The organism is Aliidiomarina maris (assembly GCF_003987335.1).
GTDB lineage: Bacteria > Pseudomonadota > Gammaproteobacteria > Enterobacterales > Alteromonadaceae > Aliidiomarina > Aliidiomarina maris.
Map to the genome: position 1 here is coordinate 32,459 of NZ_PIPK01000014.1, position 18,078 is coordinate 50,536.

An 18,078-nucleotide genomic window follows, 5' to 3' on the forward strand; every position below is an offset into this window, starting at 1 on the left:
CGCTATGCAGCAGGCGGGGCAGTATCGGCAAACTCAGGATACTGCTGTGCTTGCTCTAGCCAAGCAATTAACGCTGGATATTGGCGAAGATCCAGGCGCTGACGGTACTGTACCCAATCAAGATAACACGCTAAGCGAATACCAGCGTCGTTCCACTTTAATTGTTCAGCGGCCGACTCGAAATGCTCTAAGCATTGTTGGATACGTTGAGATTGACGCTGCGTGTAGCTATTGGCAGCGATATCGACGCCGCTTTTCTCCAACAGAAACAAGTTAATCGTGCTGTCGATCGCGGTATTGACCAACAATAACAGGTCATATTCTGCGGTTGTTTCGCACATCCGGTGCCCATGCAATTCTCGAATGAAGCGGATAATGCTCATGGAGTCGTGTAGCTTAATGTCTTGATGTTCAAAATAAGGCACTCGCATAGCGGCGCTTCCAGCTGCACTTTGCTGATAGTCTGTTTCAATGAGCTTAAACTTGGCTTGGTACTGAAGTAAGGCAATACGGCAATGGCGAACAAAGGGTGATGTATAACTTCCGTACAAATGCATAGTGGCTCCCAAAAAGCTGCTAAAATGACTTTGCGCAGTATGCCATGCTTGTAATTCCATGCACTTAAAATTTTTCCAGTATGGAGAAGTCGCTTTTATCGCATCACGAATGCAGCGCAATAAGGCTGCAGCCCTTATCATATGTTAAATTTGTTCAATATTTGCGCGCCCCCCTTGCAAGTTGCGTGAATCCGCGTATAGTTCTGCCTCCTCAAGGTAAATGCCTGCTGTGACGTGCCGGTGACCCTTGAATTGTCATGGGGTGACTACGCCTATCCAGTTGGCTTGCCGCGAAATCTTTTCTCGCGCGTTCAAGCTCCAACCTAAAGTGCCGGGCGATGCCCTTACATCTATGTGAGTCTGTAACAGGGTTGTCGTTTGTTGCAGCGTTGAATAGTGCGAATTAATAAATGTCTGAATTTACTACTTTTTCTGCTTTGGAATTACCAGAGCCAATCATCCGTGCCATTACTGAAATGGGCTTTACTGCGCCAACGCCTATCCAACAACGTGCTATCGGCCCGTTATTGGAAGGTCGTGACGTATTAGGTGAAGCGCAAACAGGTACTGGTAAAACCGCAGCCTTCGGTTTGCCTGCTTTAGCCAATATTGATACCACAGTGCGCGGTGCGCAGCTATTAGTAGTTGCTCCGACGCGTGAATTAGCCATTCAGGTGGCTGAATCACTAGAGCAAATGGGCAAATTTATGCGCGGCTTAAGCGTAGCAACCGTGTACGGTGGTGCTGCGTACGGTCCACAAATTAAATTACTGAAAGGCGGCGCGCAAGTAGTTGTAGGTACGCCTGGCCGTTTGATGGACCACATCAATAAAGGCACTTTAGATCTGAGCAAGCTGAAAATGAGCGTGCTTGATGAAGCCGACGAGATGCTAAATATGGGCTTCGTTGAAGACATCGAGTTCATCATGGAAAGCGTGCCGAAAGATGCACAACGTGCTTTGTTCTCGGCGACGATGCCACCGCAAATCCGCAAAATTGCACAGAAATTCTTGAGCAATTCGGTGCATGTGCAAATTGAGAAAACTCAAGAGCATAAAGCCAATATTACTCAGAAGGCTTGGAAAGTATCTGTGCTTAGCAAAAATACGGCTCTTGAGCGTATTTTAGAAACAACCGATTACAACCTGGCTCTAATCTTTGTGCGTACTCGTCAAGACACGATTACGTTGGCTGAGCACTTACAGAACAAAGGTTTTAAAGCGGCGGGCTTAAACGGTGACATGAACCAAGCCCAGCGTGAAGCGACGGTTTCCCAACTTAAAGCGGGTAGCGTTCGTGTGTTAGTGGCGACTGATGTCGTAGCACGTGGTTTGGACGTACCTGGCGTAAGTCACGTAATTAACTATGACTTGCCGAACGACGCTGAGTCTTATGTACACCGGATTGGTCGTACTGGTCGTGCTGGCCGTTCAGGCGAAGCGATTTTGTTTGCTCGTCCACGTGAAATGCACTTACTACGTCGCTATGAGCGTGAGACGAAGGGCACCATCGAAATGATGGAAGTGCCGACTGCACGTGAAATGACGGCGTACCGTTTGGAAGCATGTCAGAAGCGTTTAGCCGATGTAGTGGCGAATCAAGATTTGAACACAATGCGCGAGTTAGTTGAGCAAATGGCGAACGACGGCGGTGTGGATATGAAAGATTTAGCCGCAGCATTGTTATTCGAGCAGCAGCAAACACGTCCATTATTTGTTAAAGACGACCCGAAACCACGTCGCGAAGAGCGTGAAGTACGCGGTGACCGTTTTGACCGTTCAGGTCGCTCGGACCGTGGCGACCGTGGGGCGAAAGGCCGCGACCGTTTCGACAAAGGCGCTAAAGGCCCGCGTAAAGGTAAAGGTCGTGAGAGCAACATTGAGTTTGAAACCTATCGCTTAAGCGTAGGTAAAGACCATGGTGCGCGTCCTGGTGATATCGTTGGTGCTATCGCGAACGAGGCCAATATGGACAGCCGCATGATCGGCAATATTAAGCTGCACGGCGAACACAGCTATGTTGAGCTTCCAAAAGGCTTACCAGCAGCGGTAGTCGCGAAGTTACAACGTGCACGCATCCGTCAGCAGCCATCAGGCATGACGAAAGTGTAAACTAAGCTTCATTTGAATAAAGCCACCTTGGGAATAACCAAGGTGGCTTTTTTTTGCGTAGATTTTGATGATGTCATGCGTTCACTTTGCAAGCTGTGCTATAACAAGGAACAAATTTACAAGGAGTTTCAGATGCAAAGAGTGACACTTACGCTTCTGGCAGTCTGGCTGTTAAGCGGCTGTGCGCAATTAATTGAGCGCCAAATGGCGAGCTACAAAGGGTCTCGGCACTTGAACATGGATGTTGGCCAGTATACTCAGTCTTGGTGCTCCCAAGCTGGCTGTGTCAATGTCACCGATTGGTCTGATGTTAAAAAGATGAACGGCACAGAGCCATTAACCAAGCTTACAGCGTCGTTGAGAGTTGCCATTGACCAACAGCTCTATGAAGAAGATGTGGTGCTGGAATTTGAGCCACTGAGCGACAATTCGCCGATTATCGTTATGTTTCCGGGGTATGGCATGCGAGCCGAAGCATTGGGCTTGAAGGCGCTGTATTTCCGCAGTCGCGGCTTCCGCCCCTTGGTGGTTGCCAGCCCAACCGAGCAAAAGCCCTTTAATTTCGGTTTGAGTTCCATCGAGGTCATCGCAGATTACTTAACTGACCACTACTCGACGCATGATGTTTACGCCTATGGCTTTTCGATGGGGTCGTTGGCAGTAGCAGAACTCAGTCAACGCTTTCCAGTTCAGGGCGCGATAGTCGTTGCGCCGATGCTTGATTTTGACGACGCTGCGTCGCAGTTGATTGACCTATACCGTCGTAACACAGTATTCGCCCGGGCTATACCACAACAAAGCTTTCAGCAAGGCTTAGAGCGTCTTGCGCTAAACGCTAGCGTTGAACGAAAGAAATTATTTTGGCCCTACGCGGTTACTCTGCTGCCAAGCAACACTTTAGTTGTGGGTTCTTATTATGACAGTATTAGCAACTTCTCATTGGTTTCTGCTGAGGTGGCACGGCACCATCGACACTTTTACTTAGCTGGTATTAACTTACCTAGTTTTGAGCATCCCGCGATGGCGATGCCGCTTGAGCCGGCCATCGCGCCCATAGATGCTTGGTTTCAGCTGCAACCCATAGGAAGTTTACAAGCAGAGTAAAACTGGACTTGAGTCCAGTAGTTTTATTGCACCAATTTGATTAAATAGCCATAACGAGAAATCCCTATTTTCACCGCATAAAAGGTTGGGTTATGGCTACTGCACAAGTACTGAACATTCAAGGGCAAGCATGGGCACGCAGCGAAGACGGTTCGATGCGCGAGCTAAAAGCAGGTGATCAAGTATTGCCAGGTGAAGTGGTCGTAACCGCAGAAGGCGCGACGGTCACTCTAGTGTTTGAGGATGGTGCTCAGCAAGTTATTCCCCCTGCGTTTGAAGCCTTAGTAAGTGAAGATTCTTTCACTAGCGAACCTGCTTTTGACCCCGACAATATACTTGATGCAGACAGCCCTGATGCAGTGCTTGCGATGCTTGAAGGCGAGGGCGACCTGCTTGAAACCTTAGAAGCAACTGCGGCTGGTAGCGATGGTGGCGGCGGTGGCGAAGGATCATCCTTCGTTCGCTTGATGCGTATTGCTGATGAGAATAGCAGCGCTAATAGTTACGAATACGCTAACGTAAGCTCTGAGCCAGTGCTGCTGAATGAAGCCAATGGCGGTGGAGCAATTGATGACGCGGAAATCACTGTAGCTGCAAGTATTGAAGCTGGCTCAAACTTGCTTACCTTAAGCGGAACAACTTCTAACCTTCCTGCTGGCGCAACGATTTCACTCACTATCACTGATCAGTTTGGTAACTCTATTACCGTCAATGCGACCATTGATGGTTCTGGTAATTATTTAGTCAGCGGAATTGATGTAAGTGGCTTAAGTGATGGAGCGCTGCAAATTGTTGCGAGCAGCTTTGACTTTGCCGGTAATTCAGTTCAAGCATCAACCTCAGCATTGCTGGATGCAGTCGATTCAAGCATCGCAGTCTCTGCTGCAATTGACGGTGACGGCGCAAGTTTAACGATCACTGGTACCACGGCCGATGTCGCCACTGGCTCAACGGTAACATTAACGATCACCGACCAAAATGGTAACAGCATTACAGCGCAAGCGACTGTCAATGCAGATGGTACCTTTAGCGTGTCGGGCGTGGACGTCAGTGGGTTAACTGATGGCCCATTGACGATTGAGGCGGTTGCTACTGACAACAATGGTAGCGAAATTACTGCTGATACTTCAGTTGTGTTGGACGCAGTTGAATCAGGATTGAGCGTCGGTGTTATCGTGGATAACGATGCTGCGACAGTCGATATTAGCGGTTCATCGACAGATGTGCCTGCGGGTTCGACGGTTGTGATTACCATCACTGATCAAAATGGCAATACCATCACCGCGGAAGCTACTGTGGATGCGGATGGTAACTTCAGCGTTGAAGGTGTGGATATTAGCGGCCTGACTGATGGTCCATTGACTATCGACGCGGTTGCGACCGACAACAACGGCAATGAAATTTCTGCTGATACCTCGGCGGTATTGGATGCTGTTGAATCAGCTCTAACGGTTGCTGCCACTGTAGATAATGACGCTGCCACTTTAGATATCAACGGTACTTCGGTGGATGTCGCTGCGGGTTCAACTGTTGCGATCATTATTACCGATCAAAATGGCGTCACCGTCACTGCAGAAGCGACGGTTCAAGCAGATGGCACGTTCAGTATTGAAGGCTTGGACATCAGCGGGTTGACCGATGGTGAGCTCAGTATTGATGTTGTTGCCACTGATAATAATGGCAACGAGATCACAGCTGATACTTCAGCGGTATTAGATGCGGTGGAATCGGCTCTAACTGTTGCTGCAACCGTAGATAACGACGCTGCCACTTTAGATATTAGTGGTACATCTACCGATGTTGCGCCAGGTTCGACTGTTGCGATCACCATCACCGACCAGAATGGCAACACCGTCACTGCACAAGCGACTGTGAATACGGACGGCACCTTCAGTATTGAAGGTTTGGACATCAGCGGACTGACCGATGGTGAGTTCACTATTGATGTTGTTGCTATTGACAACAACGGCAATGAAATTGCTGCGGATATTTCAGCGGTATTGGATGCCGTTGAATCGGCTCTAACTGTTGCTGCAACCGTAGATAACGACGCTGCAACTTTAGATATTAGCGGTACTTCAACGGATGTCGCTGCAGGTTCAACCGTAGCGATCATTATTACCGACCAGAATGGCACTACCGTTACTGCACAAGCGACTGTGAATGCAGATGGTACGTTTAGTATTGAAGGTGTCGATGTGAGTGGCCTGACTGATGGCCCATTGAACATCGATGCGGTTGCGACTGACAACAATGGCAACGAGATCGAAGCAGATACCTCAGCGGTATTGGATGCAGTAGAGTCAGCGTTGAGCGTAAGCGCGACAGTAGACAACGATGCTGCGACTTTAGACATCAGCGGTACTTCAGTAGACGTTGCGGCCGGTGAAACCGTTGCAATCACCATCACCGATCAGAATGGCATTAGCGTTACTGCTGAAGCGACTGTCAATGCAGACGGCACCTTCAGCGTGGAAGGTGTCGATGTTAGCGAGTTAACTGACGGCCCATTGATTATCGAAGCCGTAGCTACTGATAACAACGGTAACGACATCACAGCTGATACCTCAGCGGGCTTGGATGCCGTTGAGTCTGCTCTAACCGTTGCTGCCACCGTAGACAATGATGCTGCCACTTTAGATATTAGCGGTACATCTACCGATGTCGCGCCAGGTTCGACTGTAGCGATCACCATCACCGACCAGAATGGTATTAGTGTTACTGCTGAAGCGACTGTAAATGCAGATGGCACCTTCAGTGTAGAAGGTGTCGATGTAAGCGGATTGACCGATGGCCCATTGACTATCGACGCGGTTGCCACTGACAACAACGGCAATGAGATTAATGCTGATACCTCAGCGGTATTGGATGCGGTTGAATCGGCTATAACTGTTGCTGCCACTGTAGACAACGACGCCGCGACTTTAGATATCAGCGGTACTTCGACAGATGTCGCTGCAGGCTCGACTGTAGCTATCACCATCACCGACCAAAACGGTGTGACGGTCACCGCTGAAGCCACTGTGAATGCAGACGGCACTTTCAGCGTGGAAGGTGTGGATGTTAGCGGCTTAACCGATGGCCCATTGACTATCGATGCGGTTGCCACGGACAACAATGGCAACGAAATTACTGCGGATACCTCAGCGATATTGGATGCAGTTGAGTCTGCCCTGACCGTCGCTGCGAGCGTCGATAACGACGCTGCCACTTTAGATATTAGCGGTACTTCGACAGATGTCGCTGCAGGCTCGACTGTAGCTATCACCATCACCGACCAGAATGGCAACACCGTCACTGCACAAGCGACTGTTAATACGGACGGCACCTTCAGTATTGAAGGTTTGGACATCAGCGGACTGACCGATGGTGAGCTCACTATTGATGTTGTTGCCACTGACAACAACGGTAACGACATCACAGCGGATACCTCGGCAGTACTAGATGCCGTTGAGTCGGCTCTAACCGTTGCTGTAACTGTAGACAACGACGCTGCGACTATAGACATCAGCGGTACTTCAGTTGATGTTGCGGCTGGTGAAACCGTGGCGATCACCATCACCGATCAGAATGGCACTACCGTTACTGCAGAAGCCACTGTGAATGCAGACGGCACCTTCAGTGTAGAAGGTGTCGATGTTAGTGGCCTGACTGATGGTCCATTGACTATCGAAGCCGTAGCTACTGACAACAACGGCAATGAAATCGAAGCGGATACCTCGGCAGTATTGGATGCCGTTGAATCAGCTCTAACTGTTGCTGCCACTGTAGACAACGACACTGCGACCTTGGACATCAGCGGGACATCTACTGATGTCGCTGCAGGTTCAACCGTAGCGATCATCATCACCGACCAGAATGGTGTGACGGTCACTGCTCAAGCTACTGTTCAAGAAGACGGTACCTTTAGTGTAGAAGGCGTGGATGTAAGCGGCTTAACCGACGGCCCATTAACCATTGATGCGGTTGCGACTGACAACAACGGTAACGAGCTTACTGCTGAAACCTCAGCAGTATTGGATGCCGTTGAATCTGCTTTAACCGTTGCTGCAACCGTCGATAACGACGCTGCCACTTTAGACATCAGCGGTACTTCAGTTGACGTAGCCGCTGGCTCGACTGTTGCGATCTCCATCACCGACCAGAATGGCAATACCGTTACAGCTGAAGCCACTGTGAATGCAGACGGCACTTTCAGCGTGGTAGATGTGGATGCCAGCGGATTGACCGATGGCCCATTAACCATCGACGCGGTTGCCACCGACAACAACGGTAATGAAATTACTGCAGATACCTCAGCGGTATTGGATGCGGTTGAATCAGCTCTAACCGTTGCTGTAACTGTAGATAACGACGCTGCCACCCTGGATATTAGCGGTACTTCAGTTGACATTGCCGCTGGCGAAACCGTAGCGATCACCATCACTGACCAAAACGGTGCGACCGTCACAGCAGAAGCGACCGTTCAAGAAGACGGTACGTTTACCATTGAAGGCGTTGACGTGAGCGGGTTGACCGATGGCCCGTTAACCATTGATGCGGTTGCTACTGACAACAACGGTAACGACATCACAGCTGATACCTCAGCAGTCTTAGATGCCGTTGAATCAGCTCTAACCGTTGCTGCGACTGTAGACAACGATGCCGCTACTTTAGACATCAGCGGTACATCTACAGATGTCGCAGCAGGTTCGACTGTGGCAATCACCATCACCGACCAGAATGGTGCGATTATCACAGCTGAAGCGACCGTTCAAGAAGACGGTACGTTTACCATTGAAGGCGTTGACGTGAGCGGGTTGACTGATGGTCCATTGACTATCGACGCGGTAGCCACTGACAACAACGGCAATGAGATCGAAGCTGATACCTCAGCGGTATTGGATGCGGTTGAGTCTGCCCTGACCGTCGCTGCGAGCGTCGATAATGACGCTGCCACTATAGATATTAGTGGTACTTCAGTAGACGTAGCCGCTGGCTCGACTGTTGCGATCACCATCACCGACCAGAATGGTGTGACGGTCACTGCTCAAGCGACCGTTCAAGAAGACGGTACGTTTACTATTGAAGGTGTGGATGTAAGCGGATTGACCGATGGCCCATTAACGATTGATGCGGTTGCCACCGATAACAACGGTAACGAAATCACAGCTGATACCTCAGCGGTCTTGGATGCCGTTGAATCAGCTCTAACCGTTGCTGCGACCGTAGACAATGACGCTGCAACCATGGACATCAGCGGTACTTCAGTTGACGTTGCCGCTGGCGAAACCGTTGCGATTACCATTACCGACCAGAATGGCAATACCGTTACAGCTGAAGCCACTGTAAATGCAGATGGCACCTTCAGTGTGGAAGGTGTGGATGTAAGCGGCTTAACAGATGGCCCATTAACTATCGATGCGGTTGCCACCGATAACAACGGTAACGACATCACAGCTGATACTTCAGCGGTCTTAGATGCTGTGGAATCTGCTCTAACCGTTGCTGTAACTGTAGACAACGACGCTGCGACTTTAGACATCAGCGGTACTTCGACAGATGTCGCTGCAGGTTCAACTGTAGCGATCACCATCACCGACCAAAACGGTGTCACAGTCACCGCTGAAGCCACTGTGAATGCAGATGGCACCTTCAGTGTGGAAGGTGTGGATGTTAGCGGCCTGACCGATGGCCCGTTAACCATCGACGCGATTGCCACCGACAACAACGGTAACGACATTACAGCTGATACTTCAGCGGTCTTAGATGCGGTTGAGTCTGCTCTAACCGTTGCTGCCACCGTAGACAATGATGCTGCCACTTTAGATATTAACGGTACATCTACCGATGTCGCGCCAGGTTCGACTGTCGCGATCACCATCACCGACCAGAATGGTATTAGTGTTACTGCTGAAGCTACTGTAAATGCAGATGGCACCTTCAGTGTGGAAGGTGTGGATGTTAGCGGCCTGACTGATGGCCCATTAACCATCGACGCAGTTGCCACCGACAACAACGGCAATGAAATCGAAGCGGATACCTCAGCGGTATTGGATGCCGTTGAATCTGCTTTAACCGTTGCTGCCACAGTAGACAATGATGCCGCGACTTTAGACATCAGCGGTACATCTGCTGATGTTGCTCCAGGCTCGACTGTTGCAATCACTATCACCGACCAAAACGGCATTAGCGTTACTGCTGAAGCCACTGTGAATGCAGACGGCATCTTCAGTGTGGAAGGTGTCGATGTGAGTGGCCTGACTGATGGTCCATTGACTATCGAAGCCGTAGCTACTGACAACAACGGCAACGACATCACAGCTGATACCTCAGCGGTATTAGATGCGGTTGAATCAGCTCTAACCGTAGCTGTGACCGTAGACAACGACGCTGCGACTTTAGATATCAGCGGTACTTCAGTTGATGTTGCCGCTGGTGAAACCGTGGCAATCACCATCACCGACCAAAACGGTGCGACCGTCACAGCAGAAGCGACCGTTCAAGAAGACGGTACGTTTACCATTGAAGGCGTTGACGTGAGCGGGTTGATTGATGGCCCATTAACCATCGACGCGGTTGCGACTGACAACAACGGTAACGAAGTTATTGCAGATACATCAGCGGTATTGGATGCAGTAGAGTCAGCGTTGAGTGTAAGCGCGACTGTAGACAACGACGCTGCGACCTTGGATATCAGCGGTACATCGACTGATGTTGCTGCTGGCGAAACCGTTGCGATCACCATTACTGACCAAAACGGTGTCACAGTCACTGCTCAAGCGACCGTTCAAGCAGATGGTACGTTTAGTATTGAAGGTGTCGATGTAAGCGTCTTAACTGATGGCCCATTAACCATCGATGCAGTTGCCACCGACAACAACGGCAATGAAATTGCTGCTGATACTTCAGCGGTATTGGATGCTGTTGAGTCTGCCTTGACCGTCGCTGCGAGCGTCGATAACGACGCTGCCACTTTAGACATCAGCGGTACTTCAGTTGACGTAGCTGCTGGTGAGACCGTTACGATCACCATCACTGACCAAAATGGTGTGACGGTCACTGCTCAAGCGACCGTTCAAGAAGACGGTACGTTTACCATTGAAGGCGTTGACGTGAGCGGGTTGATTGATGGCCCATTAACCATCGACGCGGTTGCGACTGACAACAACGGTAACGAAGTTATTGCAGATACATCAGCGGTATTGGATGCAGTAGAGTCAGCGTTGAGCGTAAGCGCCACTGTAGACGATGATGCTGCGACCCTGGACGTCAGCGGTACATCTACGGATGTCGCTGCAGGTACAACTGTTGAGATCACTATCACGGATCAAAACGGTGCGACTGTCACTGCTCAAGCGACCGTTCAAGAAGACGGCACCTTTAGTGTGGAAGGTGTCGATGTCAGCGGCCTGACTGATGGCCTATTAACCATCGACGCGGTTGCGACTGATAATAATGGCAACGAGATTACTGCAGATACTTCAGCGGTCTTGGATGCCGTTGAATCAGCTCTAACCGTTGCTGCGACCGTAGACAATGACGCTGCAACCTTGGACATCAGCGGTACTTCAGTTGACGTTGCCGCTGGCGAAACCGTTGCGATTACCATTACCGACCAGAATGGCAATACCGTTACTGCTGAAGCTACTGTGAATGCAGATGGCACCTTCAGCGTGGAAGGTGTCGATGTAAGCGGCTTAACTGATGGCCCATTAACGATTGATGCGGTTGCCACCGACAACAACGGCAATGAAATCGAGGCGGATACCTCAGCAGTCTTAGACGCCGTTGAATCTGCTCTAACCGTCGCTGCAACTGTAGACAACGACGCTGCGACTATAGACATCAGCGGTACTTCAGTTGATGTTGCGGCTGGTGAAACCGTGGCGATCACCATCACCGACCAGAATGGCAATACCGTTACAGCTGAAGCCACTGTGAATGCAGATGGCACCTTCAGTGTGGAAGGTGTGGATGTGAGTGGCTTAACTGACGGCCCATTGACCATCGACGCGGTTGCGACTGACAACAACGGTAATGAAATTAATGCTGATACTTCAGCGATATTGGATGCGGTTGAGTCTGCCCTGACCGTCGCTGCGAGCGTCGATAATGATGCTGCCACTTTAGATATTAGCGGTACTTCGACAGATGTCGCTGCTGGTGAAACGGTTGCGATTACCATTACCGACCAAAACGGTGTCACAGTCACTGCTCAAGCGACCGTTCAAGAAGACGGTACGTTTACCATTGAAGGCGTTGACGTGAGCGGGTTGATTGATGGCCCATTAACCATCGACGCGGTTGCGACTGACAACAACGGTAACGAAGTTATTGCAGATACATCAGCGGTATTGGATGCGGTTGAGTCTGCCCTGACCGTCGCTGCGAGCGTCGATAATGACGCTGCCACTTTAGACATCAGCGGTACATCTGCTGATGTTGCTGCAGGCTCGACTGTTGCAATCACTATCACCGACCAGAACGGTGTGACGGTCACTGCAGAAGCGACTGTGAATGCAGATGGCACCTTCAGTGTGGAAGGTGTGGATGTGAGCGGCTTAACCGATGGCCCATTAACCATCGACGTGGTTGCCACTGACAATAATGGCAATGAAATTGCTGCGGATACTTCAGCGGTATTGGATGCCGTTGAATCGGCTCTAACCGTTGCTGCCACTGTAGACAATGATGCTGCCACTTTAGATATTAGCGGTACATCTACCGATGTCGCGCCAGGTTCGACTGTTGCGATCACCATCACCGACCAAAACGGCATTAGCGTTACTGCTGAAGCTACTGTAAATGCAGATGGCACCTTCAGCGTGGAAGGTGTGGATGTCAGCGGCTTAACCGATGGCCCATTAACCATCGACGTGGTTGCAGCTGACAATAATGGTAATGAAATTGCTGCTGATACCTCAGCGGTCTTGGATGCTGTTGAGTCTGCCTTGACCGTCGCTGCGAGCGTCGATAATGACGCTGCCACTTTAGACATCAGCGGTACTTCAGTTGACGTAGCTGCTGGTGAGACCGTTACGATCACCATCACTGACCAAAATGGTGTGACGGTCACTGCTCAAGCGACCGTTCAAGAAGACGGTACGTTTACCATTGAAGGCGTTGACGTGAGCGGGTTGATTGATGGCCCATTAACCATCGACGCGGTTGCGACTGACAACAACGGTAACGAAGTTATTGCAGATACATCAGCGGTATTGGATGCGGTTGAGTCTGCCCTGACCGTCGCTGCGAGCGTCGATAATGATGCTGCCACTTTAGACATCAGCGGTACTTCGACTGATGTCGCTGCAGGCTCGACTGTTGCGATCACCATCACAGACCAGAATGGTGTGACGGTCACTGCTGAAGCGACCGTTCAAGAAGACGGCACCTTCAGTGTGGAAGGTGTGGATGTGAGCGGCTTAACCGATGGCCCATTAACCATCGACGTGGTTGCCACTGACAATAATGGCAATGAAATTGCTGCGGATACTTCAGCGGTATTGGATGCCGTTGAATCGGCTCTAACCGTTGCTGCCACTGTAGACGATGATGCTGCGACCCTGGACGTCAGCGGTACATCTACGGATGTCGCTGCAGGTACAACTGTTGAGATCACTATCACGGATCAAAACGGTGCGACTGTCACTGCTCAAGCGACCGTTCAAGAAGACGGCACCTTTAGTGTGGAAGGTGTCGATGTCAGCGGCCTGACTGATGGCCTATTAACCATCGATGCGGTTGCGACTGATAACAACGGTAACGACATCACAGCTGATACCTCAGCGGTATTAGATGCAGTTGAATCAGCTCTAACGGTTGCTGCCACTGTAGATAATGACGCTGCCACTTTAGATATTAGCGGTACTTCGACAGATGTCGCTGCAGGTTCAACTGTAGCGATCACCATCACCGACCAAAATGGCAACACTGTCACTGCTCAAGCGACTGTTCAAGAAGACGGCACCTTTAGTGTGGAAGGTGTCGATGTGAGAGGCCTGACTGATGGCCCATTGACTATCGACGCGGTTGCTACTGACAACAATGGCAACGAGGTCACAGCTGATACTTCAGCGGTCTTGGATGCGGTTGAATCAACTCTAACCGTAGCTGCAACCGTCGATAACGACGCTGCCACTTTAGACATCAGCGGTACTTCAGTTGATGTAGCCGCTGGTGAGAGCGTTACGATCACCATCACTGACCAAAATGGCAACACTGTCACCGCTGATGCGACCGTTCAAGAAGACGGTACGTTTACCATTGAAGGCGTTGACGTGAGCGGGTTGACTGATGGTCCATTGACTATCGAAGCCGTAGCCACGGACAACAATGGTAATGAAATTACTGCAGATACCTCAGCGGTATTGGATGCTGTTGAATCTGCTCTAACCGTTGCTGCCACTGTAGACAATGATGCTGCAACCCTGGACATCAGCGGTACTTCAGTTGACGTAGCCGCTGGCGAAACCGTAGCGATCACCATCACCGACCAAAACGGTGTGGCTGTCACTACTGAAGCTACTGTGAATGCAGACGGCACCTTCAGTGTAGAAGGTGTCGATGTGAGGGGCCTGACTGATGGTCCATTAACCATCGACGCGGCAGCTACTGACAACAACGGTAACGACATCACAGCTGATACCTCAGCGGTATTGGATGCGGTAGAGTCAGCGTTAACTGTTGCTGCGACTGTAGATAACGACGCTGCAACTTTGGACATCAGCGGTACTTCGACAGATGTCGCTGCAGGTTCAACTGTAGCGATCACCATCACCGACCAAAACGGTGTCACAGTCACCGCTGAAGCCACTGTGAATGCAGATGGCACCTTCAGTGTGGAAGGTGTGGATGTCAGCGGATTGTCCGATGGCCCGTTAACCATTGACGCTGTTGCTACTGACAACAACGGTAACGAAATCACAGCTGATACTGCAGTGGTTTTAGACGCAGTTGATTCAGGTCTAACTATTGAGTTAACCGTTGATAGCGACACTGCGACAGCAAGTATTACCGGTACTTCGGTTGATGTTGCACCAGGCTCGCTCGTGAAGTTCGTTATTCAAGACCAGTTTGGTAATTTGGTCACAGTGAATGCTGTAGTTGCTGCTGATGGTAGCTTTGCAGTTGGTAACATCGACGTTAGTGGTTTAAGTGACGGCACTTTAACTGCTAGTGGCACGACCACAGACAATAATGGTAACTATCTTGTTGCCAGTGATACTGATGAATTGGACGCACTCGAGTCTGCGCTTAGCCTCAATGCGAGCGTAAATAATGAAGCCGCAACTCTGGATATCAGTGGAACTTCGACTGATGTAGCTGCGGGTCAGAAAGTTGCTATTACGATTACCGACCAAAACGGCATTACCGTAACGGCCGAAGCCACTGTTGGTGCAGACGACACTTTCAGCGTCGAAGCTGTGGACGTAAGCGGCTTAATCGACGGGCCATTAAGCATCGATGCAGTTGCGATTGACAACAATGGCAACGAGATTGAAGCAGATACCACGGTAGTATTAGATGCAGTCGCGAGCTCAATCACCGTTGAGGCATCATTGGGTAGCGTTGAGTTACCTATCGATGAAGCTTTAGCCCAAGACCCGTCGTTGACACCATCGGTATTTGTCACTAACGAAGGTATTATTTTCACCTCCAGGGGGACCATGGTGGGTGATGACGGCCAAACGTATACAATTTGGCGAGTTATCAATGGAACTGACTCTCCTATTACCGGTGAGTTGCGTGCTAACGGCGGTAGTTTTGAGCTATCGATGACGTTCGAACCAGGCGCAGCTACATTCATTGCAAGCCCAGATGCAGGTACGCATATCTTCACTTCTGATGGCGTGGCGATGCCTAAGGCTGCTGGGACTCAAGTATTTAGTTATAGCGACACCACTTCAGTCGGTGACCCTCGTTCAAGTAGCTTGGATGTGAATGGTACAACCCAAGACGTAGCTGAAGGCGCAACTGTAACCATCACCATCACAGACCAATTCGGTGTCAAAATTGTGGTGACAACTACAGTAGATGAAGACGGCGCCTATGCGGTCGATGGCATTGATGTAAGCAGCCTATCAGATGGGCCGCTTTCAGTGGTGGCTAGTGCTGTAGATAATAACGGTCAGGTTGTTGAGAGCACTACAAGTGTTGTATTGGATGCGGTTGAGCCGTCACTTGATGTGTCTGTAACAGTCGATCATCTGGAAGCAACGCTGGATATTAATGGCTCGACCTCAGATGTACCGATTGGCGCTAAAGTAAGTGTGACTATTACAGACCAGAACGGCAACTTCGTCACTACCGAAGCAACCGTTAATAGTGATGGTGCATTTAGTGTGCAGAATGTTGATGTCAGCAGCTTAAGCGATGGTGCCTTAAATGTAACGGCTAGCGCTATCGACAACAACGGAGATGTCGTAACCGACAACGAGAGCGTTAACTTAGACACCACAGCACCTACTTTGACTGTCAATGCGCCTGACAGCAACGACACTACACCGGCCATTAGCGGAACCTCTGATGAAGTCGGGGCCACAGTGAGCATCGTAGTAACTGACGCGAATGGTCAGATTCAGATTTTAACTGCAACGGTATTAGCTGACGGAACTTGGGGTGCAAATGTTCAACAGCCTTTAGCCGAGGGTATTTACCAAGTTGAAGCGACTGTAAGTGATGACGTTGGAAACACAGCGGTTGCCGATACAAGTGGTGACATTGATCTGACACCTCCGTTATTAGCGTTCGATGATTTGCCAACTAACACCAATGTCACTTTACTTGATTTGACAGGTACCTCGGATGAAATCGGTGCAACCGTTTCAGTCGTGGTAACCGATGCGAATGGAATTAGCCAGACCGTGTCAGGTGTCGTTCAAAGTGACGGCACATGGTCAGTTACCCTAGTTCGTCCGCTTGTGGTGGGTGAGTACACTGCAAGCGCAACCGTCAGTGATGCGGTAGGAAACTTTGCGATGATGGATGCTAATGCACCAGGCATCATTGTTCCTTCAGTATCTATCTCTACCTTCAAGCTAAAAGAGCAGGCTGGTATCGAGGTAACAAGCTTGATCTGGGAAGGCGGTTTATCGACCTCTCAATTTGGTGTCACTAGTGACTTAGCAAATAGCTCAAGTGGCACAGTCGGTCGTTTGACTACGAATGATGTGTCACGCACTGTGAATCTGCGGATTACTAGTATTGGTGATAGTCATGCTACCGCGTTACTTGCTGTGGGTGACAAGTATCAAGTCTCTTGGCAGCGAGTCGACAGTAGAGGGCGCGTCGTTGAAACTGTGGATACTGTGATGACAGTTACCCGGTCGGACTATTTCGCCGTAACTGGCGAGGCACGTGATATTTTGATTCTTCGGGGATTGGTCAACGGCAACGTGGTACACGTAGTCATTGACTCAGAGGGTGTCGCAACTGGAAGTAATACATGGTCGGGCTGGAATGGCACACAATATATTATCAATGACTTGTTTGATACCGATGTTGGTTTCCGTGAGTTTATTGTCAACGGGCAAGGTGCCGCTAACGCAGCGATTGAGATTTACCAAGTCAATGAGTCGGGTAACCAGTCACTGCTTGGTAACGTAACTGCCGATGCAAATGGTAACTGGAGCTTCGATGTAGGCTCTTTGGTTGGCCGTAAAGGTCAACTTAACGTGGTCTCAACTGATGGCTTTGGTAATATTTCTACAGATATCAAATCGTTTATATTCGGTGAAACTAATATCGCAAATACCTTACAGGGTAGTAATGAGTCGGATCTTATCGTAGGCGGCTTACAGGATGATCAACTTATTGGTGGTGGTGGAAGTGACGTTCTGATCGGCGGCGGCGGCAACGATACGTTCATCTGGAAAGAAAACCACCAAGGTAGTGTTAATATTCCAGCCTTTGATAAAGTACAAGACTTTACCTTAGGTAAGTTTAACGTCAATCCAGAAGCCGACAGACTTGATTTGTCGCGTTTGTTGGAGGGGGAAAACTCGAACAATATTCATCAATTCATTATTGCGGCCGAGGACGGTCAAGGGAACACCGTGCTTTACATCAGTTCAAATGGTTCGTTGGCTGGTGACAGCAGTAATGCTAACCAATTGATCAAGCTTAGTGATGTTGATATGGGTGGTTTAAGCTCTGCTGACTTCATTCAGAAGTTATTAAATGATGGGCAGTTGCTAATCGACTCGGGTAACCAAGGCACATCAGCTTTTGATTTCAATAGCACAAACGCAAATGAAGACCAATTATCGAAGTAGTACTAATAGGTGATTGGCAATAAATTTAAAGGGAACTAGTATTGGCGG

General features: G+C 49.8%; 4 protein-coding genes. 3 read left to right on the plus strand and 1 reads right to left on the minus strand.

Annotation, left to right across the window (positions count from 1 at the left end; genetic code table 11):
- Window positions 1-2: 2 nt before the first annotated feature.
- On the minus strand, window positions 3-557 hold the full coding sequence (locus CWE07_RS12385) for a glutathione S-transferase family protein (RefSeq protein WP_157983272.1): 555 nt from the start codon (window positions 555-557) through the stop codon (window positions 3-5).
- A 410-nt stretch (window positions 558-967) separates the two neighbouring features.
- Between CWE07_RS12385 and CWE07_RS12390 the strand changes: the two genes are divergently transcribed.
- The 3 genes from CWE07_RS12390 to CWE07_RS12400 all read left to right on the plus strand — a co-directional run bounded on the left by CWE07_RS12390 (window position 968) and on the right by CWE07_RS12400 (window position 18,030).
- A complete protein-coding gene (locus CWE07_RS12390) occupies window positions 968-2,668 on the plus strand; it encodes a DEAD/DEAH box helicase (protein WP_111570461.1) in 1,701 nt (566 codons plus the stop codon).
- 132 nt (window positions 2,669-2,800) lie between these two features.
- Window positions 2,801-3,772, plus strand: a complete 972-nt coding sequence (locus CWE07_RS12395; protein ID WP_111570462.1) for an alpha/beta fold hydrolase — start codon at window positions 2,801-2,803, stop codon at window positions 3,770-3,772.
- A gap of 92 nt (window positions 3,773-3,864) precedes the next feature.
- Window positions 3,865-18,030, plus strand: coding sequence for an Ig-like domain-containing protein (locus tag CWE07_RS12400; RefSeq protein ID WP_126819013.1), 14,166 nt, complete (start codon window positions 3,865-3,867; stop codon window positions 18,028-18,030).
- Window positions 18,031-18,078: the final 48 nt, after the last annotated feature.

What these genes read in the sequence shown, in the direction of transcription:
- CWE07_RS12385 (WP_157983272.1), bottom strand. Translation starts at nt 557, where the DNA reads ATGCATTTGTACGGAAGTTATACATCACCCTTTGTTCGCCATTGCCGT.
- CWE07_RS12400 (WP_126819013.1), top strand. Translation starts at nt 3,865, where the DNA reads ATGGCTACTGCACAAGTACTGAACATTCAAGGGCAAGCATGGGCACGC.
- CWE07_RS12390 (WP_111570461.1), top strand. Translation starts at nt 968, where the DNA reads ATGTCTGAATTTACTACTTTTTCTGCTTTGGAATTACCAGAGCCAATC.
- CWE07_RS12395 (WP_111570462.1), top strand. Translation starts at nt 2,801, where the DNA reads ATGCAAAGAGTGACACTTACGCTTCTGGCAGTCTGGCTGTTAAGCGGC.